Source organism: Marinobacter sp. JSM 1782161 (assembly GCF_011421605.1).
Classification (GTDB): Bacteria; Pseudomonadota; Gammaproteobacteria; order Pseudomonadales; family Oleiphilaceae; genus Marinobacter_A; species Marinobacter_A bohaiensis.
Window position 1 is genome coordinate 132,741 of the sequence record NZ_WSSA01000004.1, and the last position, 20,324, is coordinate 153,064.

At 65.1% G+C, this 20,324-nt stretch carries 19 protein-coding genes; 8 read left to right on the forward strand and 11 right to left on the reverse strand.

The window, feature by feature from the left end:
- From GQB00_RS17000 to GQB00_RS17010, 3 genes are all read right to left on the reverse strand, one after another.
- Entirely contained in the window at positions 1-645 is a 645-nt protein-coding gene (locus GQB00_RS17000) for a methylamine utilization protein (protein WP_165857192.1), read from the reverse strand.
- Between the two features lie 169 nt (positions 646-814).
- Positions 815-1,483 carry a hypothetical protein gene (locus GQB00_RS17005; protein WP_165857193.1) on the reverse strand — a complete coding sequence of 223 codons (669 nt, stop codon included), beginning with the start codon at positions 1,481-1,483 and terminating at the stop codon, positions 815-817.
- Positions 1,484-1,707: 224 nt separating this feature from the next.
- On the reverse strand, positions 1,708-2,973 hold the full coding sequence (locus GQB00_RS17010) for an MATE family efflux transporter (RefSeq protein ID WP_165857455.1): 1,266 nt from the start codon (positions 2,971-2,973) through the stop codon (positions 1,708-1,710).
- Between the two features lie 398 nt (positions 2,974-3,371).
- Between GQB00_RS17010 and coxB the strand changes: the two genes are divergently transcribed.
- The 3 genes from coxB (at position 3,372) to GQB00_RS17025 (ending at position 7,113) form a co-directional block, all read left to right on the forward strand.
- On the forward strand, positions 3,372-4,496 hold the full coding sequence (coxB, locus tag GQB00_RS17015; protein WP_165857194.1) for a cytochrome c oxidase subunit II: 1,125 nt from the start codon (positions 3,372-3,374) through the stop codon (positions 4,494-4,496).
- Between the two features lie 91 nt (positions 4,497-4,587).
- Positions 4,588-6,174 (forward strand): cytochrome c oxidase subunit I, encoded by a 1,587-nt coding sequence (gene ctaD / locus GQB00_RS17020; RefSeq protein WP_111498446.1) that lies wholly within the window; start codon positions 4,588-4,590, stop codon positions 6,172-6,174.
- 51 nt (positions 6,175-6,225) lie between these two features.
- A complete protein-coding gene (locus GQB00_RS17025; protein ID WP_111498447.1) occupies positions 6,226-7,113 on the forward strand; it encodes a cytochrome c oxidase subunit 3 in 888 nt (295 codons plus the stop codon).
- A gap of 13 nt (positions 7,114-7,126) precedes the next feature.
- Here GQB00_RS17025 and GQB00_RS17030 read toward each other — a convergent pair whose 3' ends face one another.
- On the reverse strand, positions 7,127-7,330 hold the full coding sequence (locus tag GQB00_RS17030) for a twin transmembrane helix small protein (RefSeq protein ID WP_111498448.1): 204 nt from the start codon (positions 7,328-7,330) through the stop codon (positions 7,127-7,129).
- A gap of 80 nt (positions 7,331-7,410) precedes the next feature.
- Here GQB00_RS17030 and GQB00_RS17035 point away from each other — a divergent pair, with 80 nt between their 5' ends.
- The 5 genes from GQB00_RS17035 (at position 7,411) to GQB00_RS17055 (ending at position 11,638) form a co-directional block, all read left to right on the forward strand.
- Complete coding sequence (locus GQB00_RS17035) at positions 7,411-8,136, forward strand: SURF1 family protein (RefSeq protein WP_165857195.1); 726 nt, start codon at positions 7,411-7,413, stop codon at positions 8,134-8,136.
- Complete coding sequence (locus GQB00_RS17040) at positions 8,129-8,764, forward strand: hypothetical protein (protein WP_165857196.1); 636 nt, start codon at positions 8,129-8,131, stop codon at positions 8,762-8,764. Before GQB00_RS17035 ends, GQB00_RS17040 begins: the two co-directional genes overlap by 8 nt.
- Before the next feature lie 178 nt (positions 8,765-8,942).
- Positions 8,943-10,043 carry a COX15/CtaA family protein gene (locus GQB00_RS17045; protein WP_111498451.1) on the forward strand — a complete coding sequence of 367 codons (1,101 nt, stop codon included), beginning with the start codon at positions 8,943-8,945 and terminating at the stop codon, positions 10,041-10,043.
- Positions 10,040-10,945, forward strand: coding sequence for a heme o synthase (gene cyoE, locus GQB00_RS17050; protein ID WP_165857197.1), 906 nt, complete (start codon positions 10,040-10,042; stop codon positions 10,943-10,945). The genes GQB00_RS17045 and cyoE overlap by 4 nt, the downstream gene beginning before the upstream one ends.
- A 9-nt stretch (positions 10,946-10,954) precedes the next feature.
- Positions 10,955-11,638, forward strand: a complete 684-nt coding sequence (locus GQB00_RS17055; RefSeq protein WP_165857198.1) for an SCO family protein — start codon at positions 10,955-10,957, stop codon at positions 11,636-11,638.
- 294 nt (positions 11,639-11,932) lie between these two features.
- Here the strand turns inward: GQB00_RS17055 and GQB00_RS17060 are convergent, their stop codons facing one another.
- From GQB00_RS17060 to GQB00_RS17090, 7 genes are all read right to left on the reverse strand, one after another.
- Positions 11,933-13,510 (reverse strand): aldehyde dehydrogenase (NADP(+)), encoded by a 1,578-nt coding sequence (locus tag GQB00_RS17060; RefSeq protein ID WP_165857199.1) that lies wholly within the window; start codon positions 13,508-13,510, stop codon positions 11,933-11,935.
- 30 nt (positions 13,511-13,540) lie between these two features.
- Entirely contained in the window at positions 13,541-14,527 is a 987-nt protein-coding gene (araD1, locus tag GQB00_RS17065; RefSeq protein ID WP_165857200.1) for an AraD1 family protein, read from the reverse strand.
- Positions 14,528-14,627: 100 nt separating this feature from the next.
- Entirely contained in the window at positions 14,628-15,596 is a 969-nt protein-coding gene (locus tag GQB00_RS17070) for a family 43 glycosylhydrolase (RefSeq protein ID WP_165857201.1), read from the reverse strand.
- Between the two features lie 30 nt (positions 15,597-15,626).
- The gene (locus GQB00_RS17075; protein WP_165857202.1) at positions 15,627-17,024 is read right to left on the reverse strand and encodes an MFS transporter; all 1,398 of its coding nucleotides are present in this window, start codon (positions 17,022-17,024) and stop codon (positions 15,627-15,629) included.
- 101 nt (positions 17,025-17,125) lie between these two features.
- Complete coding sequence (locus tag GQB00_RS17080; protein WP_165857203.1) at positions 17,126-18,430, reverse strand: TRAP transporter large permease; 1,305 nt, start codon at positions 18,428-18,430, stop codon at positions 17,126-17,128.
- A complete protein-coding gene (locus GQB00_RS17085) occupies positions 18,430-19,056 on the reverse strand; it encodes a TRAP transporter small permease subunit (protein ID WP_165857204.1) in 627 nt (208 codons plus the stop codon). The genes GQB00_RS17080 and GQB00_RS17085 overlap by 1 nt, the downstream gene beginning before the upstream one ends.
- Before the next feature lie 51 nt (positions 19,057-19,107).
- On the reverse strand, positions 19,108-20,163 hold the full coding sequence (locus tag GQB00_RS17090) for a TRAP transporter substrate-binding protein (protein ID WP_165857205.1): 1,056 nt from the start codon (positions 20,161-20,163) through the stop codon (positions 19,108-19,110).
- Between the last annotated feature and the right edge of the window lie 161 nt (positions 20,164-20,324).

Here is a 20,324-nt window from a genome sequence, read left to right on the forward strand (position 1 = left end):
TCACAGGGAGTCGAACCGCCGCTGCAGGTCCGCGAACGGATCGTCGTCCGCCTGAGCGGGTGTGAGGGTCAACGTCAGTTCGATCGAGCCGTTTTCCGGCTGGACGCGCCGCGTTTCGGGAGCGGTGTTGTCTGGCAGGCGTTCGTGCCAGATCCGGACCGGAAACGGAGCATCCGGAGCCGGTTCAATGCGGGCGCGCCCGGCGTCGTCCGTGACCACGTTGGTGGCGTAGGGCGACACCAGTATGAACGCCTGCATCCGGTCGTGAATGTTGCAGCCCAGCTCGACGACGCCCGGATCGGGAAAGCGGATCGGCGATTCGGGGCGACCGGAATACAGCTCGATGTTGAAGCGACGTGCCGGCGAAAACGAGTAGACATGGTGCTGGGTGTTGTCCCGGTTGGGAAACTCCACCAGCGAGCCCACCGGCACCACCTGCAGGTGCGGGTGGAACTGGCGACCGGACTGGACCACGACCGCCGGTTGGTCGAGTGGCTGTGCCGCTCCCGAATCCGGCAGCATGATCACGGCGTTCGGCACCGGCGACCCGGTCCCGGCATCGCGGACGACGATATTGATTCCAGCGCTGGCTCGGGCGCCGGACAGCGACAGTGCCATCAGGATGAATAGGGTTAAGGCTCGCATGATACCGGCTCTGGTCGTATTGATCCGGTGGGCGCGATCATGGCCATGGGGCTCGCGCGGACTTTCCGGGCTGCTTAAGGCAGCTTAGTCAATGTACGTCAGTTGTCAGGGGAGGCCCTACCGAAATCGGGCGCCGAAACGTCAAATCCGGAAAAACTTGTTGGCGAGATCAGTAGAGGTTGTCCAGCGGACCCAGACCGGGATTGAGGGCAAAGGAGATGTGATTGCGGGTGAGCAGCTTTTCCCAGTATTCGCGCATCCAGTCCCACGCGGTGTCCCGGGCCTTTTCCACGAAGGGAGTGAGGTTCAGCTCGTAGTAGTCGGGGGTTCCGGCGATCTGCACGACGGTGATGGCGATGGACTGGTCCAGCTCGTTGGCAAAGGGTTCGCCGATCAGGTAATGGGTCACCAGGTTGGCCTGGGTGGCTTCCAGGTCCACCAACTGGCTGGTGCGGGTGAAGTAGTTGTTCTCGTACATCTCCTCCATCAGCCGGTGACACAGGTAGGCCTTGATCAGCAGGCCATCCAGGCCGTCATACCGCGCCAGCAGGGAGGACGGGTGGGTGAAGTAGCGGATGGCCGCGTCGACGAACGGGTCGAACAGCGCCTGGTGGTTGGATTCCCGGGCACAGGTCATGACGCAGTCGATCAGGCGCGGCGCCATCTCGATGTACTCGATCGCGAACTGGAACAGGCAGGTAGCCGGGTTCGGCCCGGAAATGCGGATGCTCTCCGGCAGTGAAGCCGCACGCTCGGCCATCTGCGCCAGAAAGGTCCCGGATCGGGCTTCCTGTCGACGGGCCTGGTCGACGATATGAAGTACAGCTGACGGTGTCATCACAGGGACTGCTCGTGTTACTCCGGATTCGGGTCGCAATGACGCCTCCAAAACCGCGTTACAGGCGGGTCACTACGGCGTCGCCTGCGTCTGTCTGTGAAAATTCAATTTCAGTGTAGTTGAGAATCGGAGGCATCGGGGCTTTGTTAATTTTTTCGACATGACCCCGGTTATGTCTATAGCCTTTACATACATTTACGTGCCGGCCTCTGTTGCATAGCGGTCTATCCAAACCAGCGGTCGTGACGACTGTGGGAGCGGAACAGCCAGCCCATGCTGGCGGCCCGGGCCAGCATCAGGCTGGTGATGGCGAACCACAGGCCGTGGTTGCCCCAGCTTTGGGTCAGCCACCACACTGGCAGGTAGACCACCAGCACCGCGACGATCATGGTGTTCTGCATGTCCCGGGTGCGGGTGGCGCCGATGAAGATGCCGTCCAGCAGGAAGCCGCCCACCGCCGCGAACGGCATGATCCAGATCCACGGCAGGAACTCCCGGGCGGTGCCCGCTACGTCGGGGATGCTGGTCAGCAGGCTGATGATCCAGCCGCCGCCCACCACGAACAGCGCGGTGAACAGGCCCGCGCCCCACAGCGACCAGCGCAGGGCGGTGCGGCAGACCGCGCGGAAATGCGCCCGGTCCTTCTGGCCCACCGCTTCCCCCACCAGCGCCTCGGCGCCGTTGGCAAACCCGTCCAGGCCGTTGGAGATCAGCATCAGGAAGGTCAGCAGCACGGCGTTGGCGGCGAGGACGGCATCGCCCTGTTGGGCGCCCTGGGCGGTGAAGAACGCCAGGGACAGCAGCAGCAGGATGGTGCGCACCATGATGTAGCGGTTGACCTGCAGGATGGCGAGGTAGTCGGCCAGTTGCCCGAACAGGCGGCGGTCGAACACCAGGTCGGCGGGCCGGCGGTGCCACACCAGCCACAGGCCCAGCCCGGCGGCGGAGTACTCCGAGATAGCGGTGGCCGCTGCCACGCCCTGGCTGTTCCAGCCGAAGACGGTCACGAACAGCAGGTCCAGCCCGATGTTCAGCGAATTGGCCAGGATCAGCATCAGCATGGGCCCGCGCGGGTACTGGGTGCCGATCAGCCAGCCCACCAGGGTGTACTGGCACAGCACCGCCGGCGCGCTCCAGATGCGGATGTCGGTGTACTCCCGGGCCAGTGCGGTGACGTCGTCGCTGGCGTCCATCAGTGTCAAACCGATCGACACCAGTGGCCCCCGCAACAGGATCAGCAACAGGCCGATGCCGACGGCCAGCAGCAGCGATCGCACCAGCAGCGCGCTCTGGGCAAACCCGTCATCGCGCCCGTAGGCCTGGGCCGCCAGGCCGGTGGTGCCCATGCGCATGAAGCCGAAGGTCCAGTAAAGAATGCTGAACAGGTTGCCGCCAATGGCCACGGCGCCCAGGTACTCCGGATGCGCCAGATGACCCAGGACGGCGGTATCCACCAGGCCCAGCAGGGGCACGGTGATATTGGTCAGCATCAGCGGCCAGGCGAGGTGCCAGAGTCGGCGGTCGAGCGGGTTCAGATTCACGGTCGGCTCATTGGTGTAAAGTTTCTTTATTCGAAAATGCACTAAAAAATCAGGTTTAAGACGCCTAAATTTTAAACAGCTTTTTGAGGGATTCGCGAACCTCTGTCTATACTCAAATCGGGTTTCGCCTTTCCGGAACCCGGAAATCCGTGAAAAGACTTCCTTCCCGAACAGGGTGCGCACGTGCGAGTACGCGCCTGATAGCCGGGACGGGAGGCACAGCTTCCCGGTGGAAGTGTCACGCAGAAACGAGTGATCGATCCGGTGGTCGACCGGGAGCCGATGACGATCCGGCTCCAGCCACCCGATCGTGTCTACGACAAGAACAAACTCTGTGGAGACACGGTATGCGCACGATGGCAATGCGAGCCGGCGCCCTTGTGGCCGGGCTCCCGCTGTCCCAGGCGGCACTGGCCGACTGGACAGTGAACATGACACCCGGTGTCACGAATGTCAGTCGTGACATCTACAGTCTTCACATGACCATCCTGTGGATCTGCGTGGTGATCGGTGTCGTGGTGTTCGGCGTGATGTTCTGGTCGATCCTGGCGCACCGCAAATCCAAGGGCTACAAGCCGGCCAACTTCCACGAGCATACCTGGGTCGAAATTCTCTGGACCATCATACCCTTTGGCATTCTGGTCGCCATGGCGATTCCCGCCACCGCCACCCTGCTGGATATGTACGACACCACCGAAGCGGACTACGACGTGCGCATCACCGGCTACCAGTGGAAATGGCGCTACGATTTCGAGGACCAGGACTTCGGGTACTTCTCCAACCTGTCCACGCCCAAGGACGAAATCTACAACCGCCTCGACAAGAACGACAACTATCTGCTTGAGGTGGACAACCCGCTGGTGCTGCCGGTGGGCAAGAAAGTGCGTTTCCTGGTCACCGCCAACGACGTGATCCACTCCTGGTGGGTGCCGGCGCTGGGCGTGAAGAAGGACGCCATCCCCGGCTTCATCAACGAAACCTGGGCCACCATCGAGGAACCGGGCATCTACCGCGGTCAGTGCACCGAACTGTGCGGCAAGGACCACGGTTTCATGCCGGTGGTGGTCAAGGCGGTACCCCAGGAAGAGTTCGACGCCTGGGCCCAGGAGCAGATCGCCATGGCCGAGAAGGAGCGCCAGCTCACCAGCAAGGACTGGAGCATGGACGAGCTGATGGAACGCGGCGAGCAGGCCTATAACACCAACTGCGCCGCCTGCCACCAGGCCGACGGGTCCGGCGCGCCGCCCACCTTCCCGGCGATGAAGGGCAGCGCCATTACGACCGGCGACATGCAGGCGCACCTGGACGTGGTGGTCAACGGCGTCTCCGGCACCGCCATGCAGGCGTTCGGCGAACAGCTCAGCGAGGTGGATCTGGCGGCCATCATCACCTACGAGCGCAACGCCTGGGGCAACGACACGGGCGATATGGTCACGCCCAAAGAGATTCTCGACTACAAGAACGCGCAGTAGGCGACGGGAAACAGGGAGAGCGGCGCGCTGCGGCGACGCCACCGACAATCGCGATACCAGCGCCCGGGCCGGGCGCGAACGGGGGTTCACCATGAGTGCGGTCATCGACACCCACGACACCGAACACGCCCACCACGGGCCCGCCAAGGGCATCCAGCGGTGGCTGTTCGCCACCAACCACAAGGACATCGGGACCATGTACCTGGTGTTCAGCTTCACCATGTTCCTGCTGGGTGGGGCCATGGCGATGGTGATCCGCTCGGAGCTGTTCCAGCCCGGCCTGCAGATCGTGGAGCCCGAGTTCTTCAACCAGATGACCACCATGCACGGGCTAATCATGGTGTTCGGCGCGGTGATGCCCGCTTTCGTGGGGCTCGCCAACTGGATGGTGCCGCTGATGATCGGCGCGCCGGACATGGCCCTGCCGCGCATGAACAACTGGAGCTTTTGGATACTGCCGGCGGCGTTCGCCCTGCTGGTCTCGACCCTGTTCATGGAAGGCGGCGCCCCCAACTTCGGCTGGACCTTCTACGCACCGCTGTCGACCACCTACGGGCCTCCCAGCACCACCTTCTTCATCTTCGCCATCCACATGATGGGGATCTCGTCGATCATGGGGGCGATCAACGTCATCGCCACCATCCTCAACCTGCGCGCGCCGGGCATGACCTTCATGAAAATGCCGCTGTTCGTGTGGACCTGGCTGATCACCGCGTTCCTGCTGATCGCCGTGATGCCCGTGCTGGCCGGCGTGGTCACCATGATGCTGATGGACATCCACTTCGGCACCAGCTTCTTCGACGCCGGCGGCGGCGGTGACCCGGTGCTGTTCCAGCACGTGTTCTGGTTCTTCGGCCACCCGGAGGTGTACATCATGATCCTGCCGGCGTTCGGCGCCGTGTCGGAGATCATCCCGGCGTTCTCGCGCAAGCGGCTGTTCGGCTACGCCTCGATGGTGTACGCGGTGGGTGCCATCGCCCTGCTCTCCTTCGTGGTCTGGGCGCACCACATGTTCACCGTGGGCATGCCGGTGGCCGGCCAGCTGTTCTTCATGTACTGCACCATGCTGATCGCCGTGCCCACTGGGGTGAAAGTGTTCAACTGGGTGGCCACCATGTTCCGCGGCTCGCTGTCGTTCGAGGCGCCGATGCTGTTCGCCGTGGCCTTCGTCATCCTGTTCACCATTGGCGGGTTCTCTGGCCTGATGCTGGCGATCGCGCCGGCGGACTTCCAGTATCACGACACCTATTTCGTGGTGGCCCACTTCCACTACGTGCTGGTGCCGGGCGCCATCTTCGGGATCTTCGCCTCCGCCTACTACTGGCTGCCCAAGTGGTCCGGCCACATGTACGACGAGACCCTGGCGAAGACCCATTTCTGGATGTCGTTCATCGGTATGAACCTGGCCTTTTTCCCCATGCACTTCCTGGGGCTGGCGGGCATGCCACGGCGGATTCCGGATTACGCGCTGCAGTTCGCCGACTTCAATATGATTTCCAGCATCGGGGCCTTCCTGTTCGGGGCGACCCAGCTGCTGTTCGTGTACATCGTCATCAAGTGCGTGCTCGGTGGGGAAAAGGCCCCGGCCAAACCCTGGGATGGCGCCGAGGGTCTGGAATGGACCGTGCCCTCGCCGGCCCCGTTCCACACCTTCTCCACGCCGCCGGAAGTGAAGTAAGAGGCGCGTATGCAACAATCCGAGACTCAGGCGACGCCATCGGAGGCTGCCATGGCAGAACAGCCCAGCTACTACGTTCCGGAACAGAGCAAGTGGCCGATCATCGCCACCATTGGCCTGCTGGTCACCATGGCGGGCACCGGCTCGATCATGGTGAACGGCTCCCAGGGAGAATCCACCACCATGTCCTGGGTGGTGTTCTTCATCGGCGCGATGATCATGGCCTACATGCTGTTCGGCTGGTTCGGCGCGGTTATCCGGGAGAGCCGTGCCGGGCTCTACAGCGCCAAGATGGACCGCTCGTTCCGTTGGGGGATGAGCTGGTTCATTTTCTCGGAAGTGATGTTTTTCGCCGCCTTCTTCGGCGCGCTGTTCTACGCCCGGGTGTTCGCCATTCCCTGGCTGGGCGGCGAGGGTGATCGTGGCTCCAGTCAAATGCTGTGGGAGGGGTTCGAGGCCACCTGGCCGCTGCTGACCACGCCCGACACCGACACCTACACCCAGACCAAGGGCGTCATCAACCCGTGGCACCTGCCGCTGGTGAACACCATCCTGTTGCTGAGTTCCTCGTTTACGGTGACTTTCGCCCACCACGCCCTGAAGAAAAACAACCGCCCGCGGGTCAAGCTCTGGCTGGCGGCCACGGTGGTGCTGGGGCTGTGCTTCCTGGTGTTCCAGATTGAAGAGTACGTCGAGGCGTACACCGAGCTGGACCTGACCCTGAACTCCGGCATCTACGGCAGCACCTTCTTCCTGCTGACCGGTTTCCACGGGGCGCACGTCACCCTGGGCGCACTGATGCTGGCCATCATGCTGGTCCGCATCACCCGGGGGCATTTCACCTCGGAGAAGCATTTCGGATTCGAGGCGGCCAGCTGGTACTGGCACTTCGTGGATGTGGTCTGGCTGGGGCTGTTCGTCTTCGTCTACATCCTGTGACGCCGCCGGGGCGTCAGGGCGTGGGGTTGAGCGACAGGTCGCCGTGCCACAGGGCAATCAGCACGACCGCCAGCAGCAGGCCGCTGAGGGTCACGCGCAGGATCAGGGAATTGAGGACGCGTTGGGTTTTGCCTTCGTCCCGGAGCAGGAAGAACAGGCCGCTGAACAGGGACACGACCACGGCAAGCAGGAGAGCAACGATTACGAACTTGAGCATACCAACCGCTCCGCAGGGCCGCCCGGCGTGCACGGCCAAAGTCGATGTTGGGCTCACTATAGCAAAGCGTGGCTGACGTCATGCAAAGGCAGTGGAAGCCGGACTGGCGACTATGGCTGCTGGCGATCCTGCTGTTGCCGTTGCTGATCGGGCTGGGGACCTGGCAGCTGGGCCGGGCCGGCGAGAAAAAGGCCCTGCTGGCGAGCTGGGATCGGCAACTGGCCAGCGGCGACTGGCCCGCCACCCTGCAGGCGGGTCTGCACACCGGCCAGCCGGTGGTGCTGACCGGGCGTTACCGGACCGGGCACGACTGGCTGCTGGACAACCGCACCCGCGATGGCGCCAGTGGCTACGAGGTGCTGACGCTGTTCAAGCCGGACGTGGGGCCGCCGGTGCTGGTCAACCGAGGCTGGGTGCTGGCCCCGCGACGGCGCGAGGAACGGCCGGCGATCGAGACGCCGGCGCAGACGGTCACCATCCGGGCGCGGGTGGCGGACTTTCCGACGCCGCCGGTGCTGGGCGAGACCCGGCCGGAGAACGGCTGGCCCCGGCGGGTGCAGGCGCTGCATCCGGAAACGGTGCGCCGGGAAGCGTCCCGGGTCATCGACCGGCTGGTGCGGCTGGAAGACCCGAATCAGCCCGGCGCCTACCGGGCGGATTTCGCCCTGGATCTGATGGGGCCGCAGACCCATTACGGGTATGCGGTGCAATGGTACTCGCTGGCGACGGCGCTGGTCGTGCTGACCCTGGTCGCCAGCTTCCGCAAACAGGAAGGACACGCGCAGGATGACGACGGCAATGGCTGAATCCCGGCAACAATCCCAGGCCCAAACCTCCGCAACGGGCCCGACCCCGGAACAGGTGCGGCGTGGACGCCGCACCGCCCTGCTGCTGTTCGCCATCGGTTTCGGCCCCATCGTGCTGGCCACCATCATGTACTACACCGGCTGGATGAACCCCGCCGGCCACTCCAATAACGGCACCCTGATTCAGCCGCCCGTGCCGGTCGCCGAACTGGGCCTGGTCAGTGCCGACGGCGAGCCGTTGGCCGACCGCTTCGGCCCCATGCTGGACGAGACCTCCTGGATGATGCTGGTGGTCGCCGAGGGGCCCTGTGGCGACGCCTGCCAGCAGCTGGTCTACCTGGCCCGTCAGGTCAACACCGCCCTGGGCAAGAACCAGGATCGCATGCAGCGCGCCGCCTACCTGCCGTCGCCGCCGGCGGACCTGTCCGGCTACCCGGAGATGCCGCTGCTGGAGGCCGGTGAGTCCGGCGCGATCACCTGGCCGGGTGAGGTGGACCTGGAGCAGGCGCCGCAGATCTACGTCATCGACCCGTTCGGCAACGTCATGATGCGCTACGGCGTCGGTATCGACGGCAAGGCGATGCTGGAGGATCTCAAGCACCTGATGAAGATTTCCCAGATCGGCTGACAAAAAAGAAAAAACAGGGAGCCTTTGAAAACGCTCAGGCTGTGGATGAAGCGCAAGGCGCACGGAGCGCAAACAGCGAAGCATACCTGGCCGGTAGGTGAGCTGTTGCGTACCGCGCAACGCGGCGATTCGCCGCAGGATGAGCGTTTTCAAAGGCTCCGGAGGCGAGGAGGGTGCCATGACCGCAACACCTGACCCCACAACGCGTGACCCGATAGCGCGCCACCGTCGTCTGCTGGGCCAACTGGCGCTGGTGGCGACTGTCATGACGCTGGTCGTGGTCGTGCTTGGTGCCTGGACGCGGCTGACCCATTCCGGCCTGGGTTGCCCCGACTGGCCGGGCTGCTACGGATTCCTCAGCGTGCCCCAGTCGGAGGCGCACATCGCCATCGCCCAACTCCGCTTTCCCGAAGCGCCGGTGGACGTCAGCAAGGGCTGGCCGGAGATGATTCACCGCTACGCCGCCGGCGTGCTCAGCGTGCTGGTGTTTGCCATCGCCGCCCTGGCGGTGCGCTGGCGTCGTGAAGGCCATCCCCTGCGCCTGCCGCTGCTGATCGCCGGCTTCATCGTTCTGCAGGCCGCGTTCGGCATGTGGACCGTGACTCTCAAACTCTGGCCCCAGGTGGTGGCGCTGCACCTGCTGGGCGGGTTCACCCTGCTCAGCCTGCTGACCCTGCTCACCCTGCGATTACGCGGCACGATCACCCGGGCCGGCGCTGCGCTGGCGGAGCGTCTGGGCCACTTCCGCCCGTGGCTGCGGGCCGCGCTGGTGCTGGTCGTGCTGCAGATCGCCCTGGGCGCCTGGACCGCGTCCAACTACGCGGCGGTGGCCTGCACCGATCTGCCCACCTGCCAGGGGGAGTGGTGGCCGACCATGGACTTCCGTCACGGCTTTGATGTGACCCAGGCAGTGGGCCCGAACTACCTGGGCGGCCAACTGACGGCGGAAGGCCGGGTGGCGATCCACGTCACCCACCGCATCGGCGCCCTGCTGGTCATGGTGGTGCTGGGCGCGCTGCTGTGCCGGATGTGGCGGCCGGCGCGGGACGCGGGCATCGGTCGCTGGGTACTGCTGTGCGGCGGCGTGCTGATGGCACAGATTGCGCTCGGCCTGGCCAACGTCTGGCTGCACATTCCGGTGTCGCTGGCCATGGCCCACAATGCCATGGGCGCCGGGCTGCTGCTGTCGGTGATCAACCTGCTGTGGCGCCTGCAGCCGTTCCCGGTGCGCCGGCCCTTACCCAAACCCCGACTCATCAACCACGAGGTACCTGCATGACCCAAGCGTCCGACGCCGTCGTCCTCGATCGCCAGCGCCCGGCCAGCTGGCGGGATTTCCTGGAGCTGACCAAGCCGCGGGTGGTGGCGCTGATGATGCTGACCGCGGTGATTGGCATGCTGCTGGCGCGACCCGGCGTGCCCGGCTGGACGGTGTTCGTGTTCGGCAACCTGGGCATTGCCTGTCTGGCGGCGGCGGCGGCGGTGGTCAATCACGTGGTGGATCACAAGATCGACACGATCATGGCGCGCACCCGCAAGCGCCCGGTGGCCACCGGGCGTGTGTCCACTTCGGACGCCCTGGTCTTCGCCCTGACCCTGGCGCTGGCGGGCATGCTGGTGCTGGTGTGGCAGGTGAACGCCCTGACCGCCTGGCTGACGCTGGCCTCACTGGTCGGTTACGCCGGGGTCTACACCCTGTTCCTCAAGCGGGCCACGCCGCAGAACATCGTGATCGGCGGCATCGCCGGCGCCATGCCGCCGCTGCTGGGCTGGACCGCCGTCACCGGTCAGGTGGAGGGCCACGCGCTGCTGCTGGTGCTGATCATCTTCGCCTGGACGCCGCCGCACTTCTGGGCGCTGGCGATCCATCGCAAGGAGGAATACGCCCAGGCGAAGATTCCCATGCTGCCGGTGACCCACGGCAACCGCTACACCGAGCTGCATATCCTGCTCTACACCCTGGTGCTGCTGGCGGCGAGCCTGCTGCCCTATGCCACCGGCATGTCCGGCGGCATCTACCTGATCGGGGCGCTGGTCCTGGGCCTGCGATTCCTGCACTATGCCATCAAGCTCCTTCGGGGCGACGACCGGCGGGTGGCGCTGGCCACCTTCAAGTATTCCATTACCTATCTGATGGCGCTGTTCGTGGTCCTGCTGGTGGATCATTTCGTGTTCTTCTGAGGCGGCATCATGGCAGAAGCCCAATCAAGAAGTTCGATCCGCCTGACCGTCACCATCCTGGTCGGGCTGGTTCTCCTCATCCTGGTCATGGTGGTCGTGCGCCAACTGGTGCTGGTGCCTCAGGCCAGCGAACCGGCGTCGTCCGCGCCGGAACTCAGCGAACTGCAGGCCTTCGTCTACGAACAGGGGCGGCCGGTGGCGGATTTCTCGCTGCAGAATGAAGAGGGCGAGACAGTGTCCAACGCCATGCTGCAGGGCCACTGGACCGTCGCCTTTGTCGGTTACACCTCTTGCCCGGATGTTTGCCCTGCCACCCTGTCGATGCTCAAGCGCGCCGGTGAGGCGATCCCGGCGGACGTGCCCGCGCCCGACGTGTTGCTGGTCTCGGCCGACCCCGAGCGTGACTCGCCGCAGCGTCTCAAGGATTACCTCGGCTTTTTCGGACCCCGCTTCCACGGCGTGACCGGTGACCTGGATGGCCTGCGGGAACTGGCCCACAGCCTCAACGCCGCCTTCTCGCATCGCACCGGGGAAAACGGTGAGGTGACGGTGGATCACAGCGCGCACCTGACACTGATCAATCCCCAGGGGGAAATGACCGCCGTGCTCCAGCCGCCGTTCGAACCCGGCAAAGTGGCCCAGGCCTATGAGCGGGTGTATCGCTGGGCGCATGCGCGGCGAGGGGAATCCTGACAGGCACCTTTGGCGCTGCCCTCTCTCTGTGCAACCGGAACATGGGCATATCACGATACCGAACGTGTTCTTAATGCCCCATCTGCGTAAACATCGAGGCCTGATGGAAGGCGATGGATGCCCTTGACGAAGGAAGGACAGGGACGTCCTGGTCGCTATTATGGCCAGGGATGGCCATTAATAGCAGCGTAGGCAAGGGTGTCCATGGCCTTCCTACTCGAGCTTGCTGCCCTACGGAACAAAAAAAGGCCGGCCAGCCCCGGGGATGTTGGGGCCGGCCGGCAACGCTGGCAATCAGCTCTCGCGCTGGCCGTCCAGCAAACGGGTGACGCCGAGGGGGTTGGCGTCCCGCACGGCTTCGGGCAGCAGGGCCTCGGGGAGGTCCTGGTAGCAGACGGGGCGCAGGAAACGATGGATGGCGGCGCTGCCCACCGAGGTGGTGCGGCTGTCGGATGTGGCCGGGAACGGGCCGCCGTGAACCATGGCGTGACACACTTCCACACCGGTGGGCCAGCCGTTGGCGAGGATGCGCCCGGCGCGGCGTTCCAGGGTGGGCAGCAGGGTGCGTACCGCGTCCGTGTCGGCGTCGTCCATCTGCAGGGTGGCGGTGAGCTGGCCTTCCAGCTGCTCGGCCACCTGCCGCATCTGCGCCGGGTCGTCACAGGCGACGATCAGCGAGCTGGCCCCGAACACTTCCGCCTGCAGCGCCTCGTCCCCCAGGAAATGCCCGGCGTCGGTCAGGAACAGACCCGGCTGGCCGCTGTTGGCGCTGTCGCCGTCCTGGCCCCGGGCCACTTCCGTCACGGCGGACTGGTCGGCCAGCGCCTTCACGCCCTGGTCGTAGGCGGCGTGGATGCCCGGGGTGAGCATGGTCTGGCCCTGGGTGCCGGCCACCGCTTTGGCGGCGGCTTCCACGAAGCGGTCCAGCGGCGCGCCTTTGACTGCCAGGATCAGGCCCGGGTTGGTGCAGAACTGACCGGCGCCCATGTTGAGGGAGCCGGCAAAGGCGTCCGCCAGTGCCTCGCCACGCGCTTCCAGCGCGGACGGCATCAGGAACACCGGATTGATGCTGCTCATCTCCGCGTATACCGGAATCGGCTGCGGGCGCGCCTGGGCCAGTGCCGTCAGGGCCTGACCGCCGCGACGGGAACCGGTGAAGCCGACGGCCTGGATGCGCGGGTCCTGCACCAGTGCCTGCCCGAGATCGTTGCCGGCGCCGAACAGCAGGGAGAACACGCCTTCCGGCAGTTCGCAGCGACGCACGGCGGCCTGGATGGCGCGCCCCACCAGCTCCGAGGCGCCCGGATGCGCCGGATGCGCTTTCACCACCACCGGGCAGCCAGCGGCCAGCGCCGAGGCGGTGTCGCCGCCGGCCACGGAGAAGGCCAGCGGGAAGTTGCTGGCGCCGAACACGGCGACCGGGCCCAGGGCCACGTGGCGCTGACGCAGGTCGGCGCGGGGCATGGGCTGGCGCTCGGGCTGGGCCGGGTCGATGCGCACGTCCAGCCACTCGCCGGCGCGGACCACCTTGGCGAACATGCGCAGCTGGCCGCAGGTGCGACCGCGCTCGCCTTCCAGACGCGCCCGGGGCAGGCCGCTTTCCGCCATGGCGCGTTCGATCAGCTCGTCACCGATGCCTTCGATTTCCGAAGCCACGGTTTCCAGGAAGGTAGCACGGGCTTCGAGGCCGGTTTCACGGTAGGTGTCGAACGCGTCGGCCGCCAGTTGGCAGGCGCGCTCGATGTCGGCCGGGGCCACGCCCGGGTAGGCCGGCTCCAGGGTCTCGCCGGTGGCCGGATTGATGGCGCTGACGGCTTCGGTGGTGCCGGCCAGTTCGCTTTGTCCAATCAGTGATGTGCCTTTCAGGGTCATGAGAATCTCCTGGTGGGTGAATCGGGTTGCCTAGATCGAGGTGACGGTGACCGTCGCCGTTTCGCTTTCAAAGGTCAGCGGGTTGCGCAGCGGGCGGCCGAAGCTCGCCACCTCGATCTCGAAACGGTCGCCGTCGCGGGTCTCGATGCCGTCGGCGAAGCTCAGGGTGGCTGTCCCGAAGTAATGAACGTGAACGTCGCCGGGGCGACGGAAGCCGCTGTACTTGAAGTGGTGGTGCTCCAGGTTGGCCAGGCTGTGGGCCATGTTGGCCTCGCCGGTGAGGAACGGCTTTTCCCACAGGGTGGCGCCGTCCCGCACGATACGACTGCGGCCTTCCAGATGCTCCGGCAGCTCGCCGATCAGCAGTTCCGGACCGTAGCTGCAGGCGCGCAGCTTGGAGTGGGCCAGCCACAGGTAGTTGTGGCGTTCGGTGACGTGATCGGAAAACTCGTTGCCCAGGGCGAAGCCCAGCCGGCGTGGCCGGCCGTCGGCGTCGATCAGGTACAGGCCTACCAGCTCCGGCTCCTCGCCCGCGTCCTCGGCGAACGCGGGCACCGGCAAAGGCGCTTCGGGCGGCACGACGATGCTGCCGTCGCCCTTGTAGAACCACTCCGGCTGGGCACCGGTCTGGCCCGCCGCCGGCTTGCCGCCTTCGACGCCGAGTTTGAACATGCGCATGGAATCGGTCAGTGACTGCTCACTATCGTCCAGCTTGGCGTGCATGGCATCGCGGGTGTCGGCGCTGCCCAGGTGGGTCAGGCCGGTGCCGGTGACCAGGCAGTGGGCGTCGTCGGCATGGGTCAGCGGCGGCAGCAGCTGGCGGTCAGCGATCAGCGCGTCGTAGTCGAGGCGGGTGTCGGTCAGGTGCGCGGTGACTACCTCCACCAGCGTGCGGCCGGAGGTCAGGGCCTCGTCCGCCAGGTGGTAGGTGTCGCTGTCGGTCAGGCGCACCTGCCGGGCGTCTTCCACCACGGCGGTGCGGGGCTGGTTCTGGTGCAGGCATTGGATGATTCGCATGGTCAAAGTCCTTGGCTTGGTTCAGCAGCGGAGCACCAATGTGCCCCATCATAGCGCTTGAAACGCGCATATGTACAACATAGTAAATAGTAGATATGACTTAGCCCAGAATGCCCTCGCCGGCCCGACCGAAGTCGGGAAAGCCCTCGTCGGTCCAGCGGATGGGTTTGACGAAGGTGTGCCGGTTCGGGTCCCACAGGGGATCGCCCTGGATGTCGGTGTAGGTGCGGGCGTGGTAGACCAGCAGGTCGGTGACGCCGTCCCCGGCCACGGTGAAACAGCTGTGGCCGGGGCCGAAGATGCGGTGCTCCGGATCGCTCTGGAACACCGGCGTGGGCGATTTGGACCAGCTTTCAGGGGCCAGCGGATCGCTGTCCGCGTCGGCCCAGAGCAGGCCCATGCAGTAGTTTTCATCGGTGGCGCTGGCGGAGTAGGTCAGGAACAGGCGGCCGTGGCGTTCGACCACCGCCGGGCCCTCGTTGACGAGGAAACCGCGCGTCTCCCAGTCGTATTCCGGCACGCTGAGCCGCACCGGCGTACCGGTCAGGCGCGTGGGTGAGGCCATGGCGGCGATGTAGAGGTTGGAGTTGCCGGGCACCGCCGGGTCCTTCTGGGCCCAGACGTAATAGGTGCGGTCCCGGTGCCGGAAGGTGGTGGCGTCCAGGCAGAAACTGTCCAGGTGCGTCTCGATCGGCACCGGTTCACGCCAGTCGCCGGTCAGCGGATCGTCCGTCTGGCAGGTGATGGCGTACATGCGATGCTGGAACAGCCCGTCGACGATCTCCCGCGACGGTGCGGCGGCGAAGTAGATCGCCCAGGTGTCGCCGATACGGTGCAGTTCCGGCGCCCAGATCAACGCGCTGAGCGGGCCGCTGTCGGGTTGCGTCCAGACCGTTTGCGCCGGCGCACTGGCCAGGCCGGCGATGCTGTCCGCGGCGCGCAGCTCCAGCCGGTCGTACTCGGGCACCGAGGCGATGAAGTAGTAGCGGCCCTGGTGCCGGAGCACCCAGGGGTCGGCGCGCTGTTCGATCAGTGGCCGGGGATGAGCCGATGCGTGGGAGCGTGTCATGATGGCCTCCTGTGTCTGTCCGTGGGCGAATCAGGGCGATGGCCTGATGGCGCTCGTGGTTTCGGGATAGGTGCCCGTCGCCCCGGCGTCCGGGTCGGCGAGCCCGCGCTGGATGCGGGTTTCGTAGTAGTCGTCGGTGATGCGGTAGCGGAACATGAAGCCGCCCATCAGGGTGTGGAACACGCCGGGCAGGATCGACAGCATCAGCGCGATGCCGGTGAGTGTGAAGGCGCTCTGCTCCACGTTGGGCTCGTAGTCGAAGTAGGTCAGCAGGATGCCCACCAGGAAGCCGGCCGCGCCCATGCCCGCCTTCTGGAAGAAGGAGATGCCGCCGAACGCCAGACCGGACACCCGGCGTCCGGTCTTCACCTCGCCGTAGTCCACCGATTCGGCGATGGCGGACCAGAACACCGGCGCGTGCAGATCGACCACGAACGAGATCAGGAAATACAGCACGAAGGCCAGCCACAGGTCGCCGGGTTCCACCAGCACGAACATCATCACGCTGAGCACGCCCACCGCCACCTGGCTGTAGCGGAACAGCTTCACCTTGCAGTAGCGCTTGGTGATCCAGGTGGATGCCACCATCGCCAGGATCGCCGCCCCCACCCCGACCGACAGGAAGTAGGACAGCACCGAGGCCGAGGCGTCCAGGTAATACTTGGCGTAGTAGGCCGCCACCGAGCTGCGCATGACGTAGCCCATGGTGCCGGTGAAGCAGGCGCCGCACAGCAGCAGCCACTGGTCGTTGCGGAACAGGATCGCCAGTTGCTGCCTGAGTGGCTTCTCGTCGATGCGGTGCTGGATCCGCTCGGTGGTGGTGGCGTAGCAGAACAGCAGCAGCCCCACCGCCAGCGCCCCCATCAGCCCCATGGCCACCTGGTAGCCCAGTTCCAGCCGGCCCTCGCCGAAGGACTCCGCCAGCTTGGGCACGATGATCGTCACCAGGAACGCCGCCACCTTGGCGAAGAACAGGCGGTAGCCGTTGGCCGAGAGCTTGTCCTTGGGGTCGTCGGTAAGCACGCCGATCAGCGAGATGTAGGGGATGGTCACCGCCGTGAACAGCAGGGTCACCAGCAGATAGGTGGCGTAGGCCCACACCAGCTTGGCGTTGTAGTCCCAGTCCGGCGTGGTGAACAGCAGCAGGATGGACACCCCGAACGGCACCGCGAACACCAGGAAGTAGGGCCGGTAGCGCCCACGCCGGGTGTTGATGCGATCGGTGAGCATGCCCATCAGCGGGTCGGTGACCGCGTCCACCAGCCGCGCCACCAGGAACAGCACGCCCATATGGGACGGCTTGAGGCCGAAGATGTCGGTGTAGAAATAGGAAATGATCAGGAACATCGAGGAGATGACCACATTGATGGCCATGTCGCCGCTGCCAAACCCGATCTTCTCCAGGTACGTCAGTCGTTGGCTTGCCATGTTGTTGTCCTTGTCATCGGCTTTGGATGGTTTGTTGTTGTCGTATCCGGCCGGGCGACATCCGCTGTCGCCCGGTGTTTTTCAGGGTGGTGTCATGGGCCTCAGTCCACCAGCCACAGGGCGGTTTGCGGCCACACCAGCAGCAGGGCCAGCACGCACAGCTGCAGGGCGATGAACGGCAGCAGCGACACGAAGATGTCCTTGAGACTCACGCCCGCCGGCGCCACGCCCTTCAGGTAGAAGGCGGCGGGGCCGAACGGCGGGGACAGGAAGGACACCTGCATGTTCACCGCGAACAGGATGCCGAACCAGATCGGGCTGTAGCCCAGCTCGGTGACGATGGGCACGAAGATCGGCAGGGTCAGCATGGCCACGCCGATCCAGTCCAGGAACATGCCCAGCACCAGCAGGATCGCCATCATCACCAGCAGCACCGCGATGGGCGGGACGTCCAGGCCGAGGATCATGTCGGAGATGAAGTCGTTGCCGCCCATCAGGTTGTAGACGCCCACCAGCGCCGCGGCACCGATGCCGATCCAGATGATCATGCCGCAGGTGGTCATGGTCTGGTCCAGACTCTTGTGGAGGGTGCCCAGCTGCAGCTCGCCGCGGTAGAAAATGGCCAGCAGTACGCCGAACACGCCCATGGCGGCCGCTTCGGTGACCGAGGCCACGCCGCCGTAGATCGAGCCCAGCACCAGCGCCGCGATCAGCGCCGGCACGATCACCGCTTTCAGCGCTTCGCCTTTGGAGGCGAAGGTTTCGGCGCGGTGTTCATCGGTCAGCGGCGGGCCCATCTCCGGATTGCGCAGGCAGCGCACCAGCACGTAGGCGATGTAGCTGCCCATCAGGATCACCGCCGGGGTGATGGCGGCGGTGAACAGGTCGGCGATGGAGACCGAGGCGATCAGGCCGTAGATGATCAGCACGATGGACGGCGGCATCATGGTGCCTAGCGAGCCGCCGGCGCAGACCACGCCGATGGACAGGTGCTTGTCGTAACCCAGCCGCAGCATCTGCGGCAGCGCCAGGATGCCCAGCAGCACGATCTCGCCGCCGATGATTCCCGACAGCGCCGCCAGGAAAAAGGCAACCACCACCGTCTGTACCGCCACGCCCCCGGCCAGCCGTCCGGCGAACAGGCGCATGGCGTTGAACAGGTCTTTGGCGATCCCCGATCGGTCCAGCAGCGATGCCATGAACACGAACATGGGCACCGCCACCAGCGAGTACTCGGTGACGAACCCGTAGACCCGGCTGGTGACCAGTGGCAGCGACATCGGCCCGAACCAGCCAAAAGCGAAACACAGCGCCACCAGCCCGGTAATGAAGGCCAGCGGCAGGCCGGTCACCAGCAGCGCGAAGATGGCGCCAACCAGCAGCGTCGTGCCTTGTGCGATATCCATCAGCGGTACTCCTCGACCAGGCGGCCTTCGGTTTCCGGTTCCTGGCGGGCGCGCAGGGACTGCACCAGGTGGCAGGCGGCCTGAACGGTCATCACCGCCAGCGCCAGCAGGATCATGCCCTTGACCAGGGTGGGAAACGGCGGATTCCAGGAGGTGCCGGAGCGTTCCAGGGACCAGTCGCCCATCGGGTTATGGGACGACTTCCAGAACATCACGTAGCCGGCGTAGCTCATCAGCAGGCAGAAGCCCAGGGTGACCAGATCGTTGAAGCGGTCCAGCCACAGGCGGACGCGCGGGCCCACCGTGTCGTAGAGCACGCGCACGCGGATATGACGGTTGTTGGCCATGGCCACCGGGCCGCCCAGGGAAAACAGGGTGGCCACCAGCATCACCACGGTTTCGTGCACCCAGGAGGTGGGCGAGTCCAGGCCGTAGCGCATGAACACTTCGTACACGCTGATGGTCATGGCGATGAAGACGAGCCAGGCGGCGGACCGGCCGCAGCGCAGCACCAGACGGTCGAAGCCGTTGCGGGCGCCGGCGTCCGGCGGGCTGCCGGCGCTGGCTTCGGTCGCCACCGGCCGGGTCGGTTCGGTTGAGTTCGACGGATGAGAAGAAGACGACATGGTTCCTCCGGGTGGCGCGGGGCGCCACCGTCTTGGGGCCGGATAGACCGGTTAAAGCAGGTTGCGCGAACGCAGGAACGCGGTGACCGAGTCGTAGATCTTGGCGGTCATGTCGTTCTTGTCCGCCCAGACCTTCCACTCCTGTTCCGCTGCCTGGCGGAATTTCTTGCGCTCGCTGTCAGGCAGGTCGAACGGGTGCACGTCCGGGTCCTGCTTGAGCTTCTGCAGGGTCTTGATGTCCTGCGCCTGCAGGCGTGCGACCAGGTCGTAGGCCATGGCGTCGAAGGCGGTCTTGAGGGTCACCTTCAGGTCCTCGGGCAGGCCGTCCCAGATCTTCTTGTTGATGGAGATGGCGTTCATCGGCATCGAGTGGAAGCCCGGATACAGCGGGTACGGCGCGAAGCTGTGCAGGCCCATGGCGTCGTTGTTGGACAGCACGGTGGAGTCGGCGGCGTCGATCACGCCCTTCTCCAGACCGGTGTAGACCTCCGAGCCGGGCAGGTTCACCGGCGTGGCGCCGATGCGCTCGAAGATGTTGTAGACCATGCCCTGCGGGGCGCGAATCTTCAGCCCTTTGAAGTCGTCCAGCGACTTGATGGGCACGGTGGAGGGAATGGATTCCAGCGGGAAGGTCATGGCGCCGATCAGGTGCACGCCGTAAGGCTCGACCAGCTCGTTGTAGAGATCTTCGCCGCCGCCGTGCTTCATGTAGGCGAGAAAGTCGTTGGGGTCGCTCCAGGCGCCCACCAGGTTGCCCAGCATGCCGAAGGCCGGGTTCTGGCCGGAGAAATAGCTGGGGTCGGTGATGTGGCCCTGCAGGATGCCGGCGCTCACCGCCTCCAGGGTTTCGGTGGGGCCCACCACCGAGTTGATCGGCATGATCTCGATGGCGACCCGGCCGTCGGTCATGGTTTCGATGCGATCGGCCCATTCCTGCTTGATCTTGAAGCTCACTTCACCGGCGGTTTCCGAGGCCTGGAATTTCCAGTCGTACTCGGCCGCCTGGGCGGAAGACAGGGTCAGGGAAAAGGACAGGGCGGTGCCCATGAGGACAAGGTTGCGTTTCAGGGATAGCCGCTTTGAAGACGGGCGCTTGGAAAACAGCATAGTGACACTCCTCGGGAGATTGTTTTTGTATCAGTGGCCCGCTGCGGGGCGTGACCACGAGTCACTGTTGGTTGTGCTGGGCGTTGTTTGTGCCGGATTGTTTTGCAGGATCGATATTAGACATAAATTTTTATTTGTTCAACATACGATTTTTTATGTAT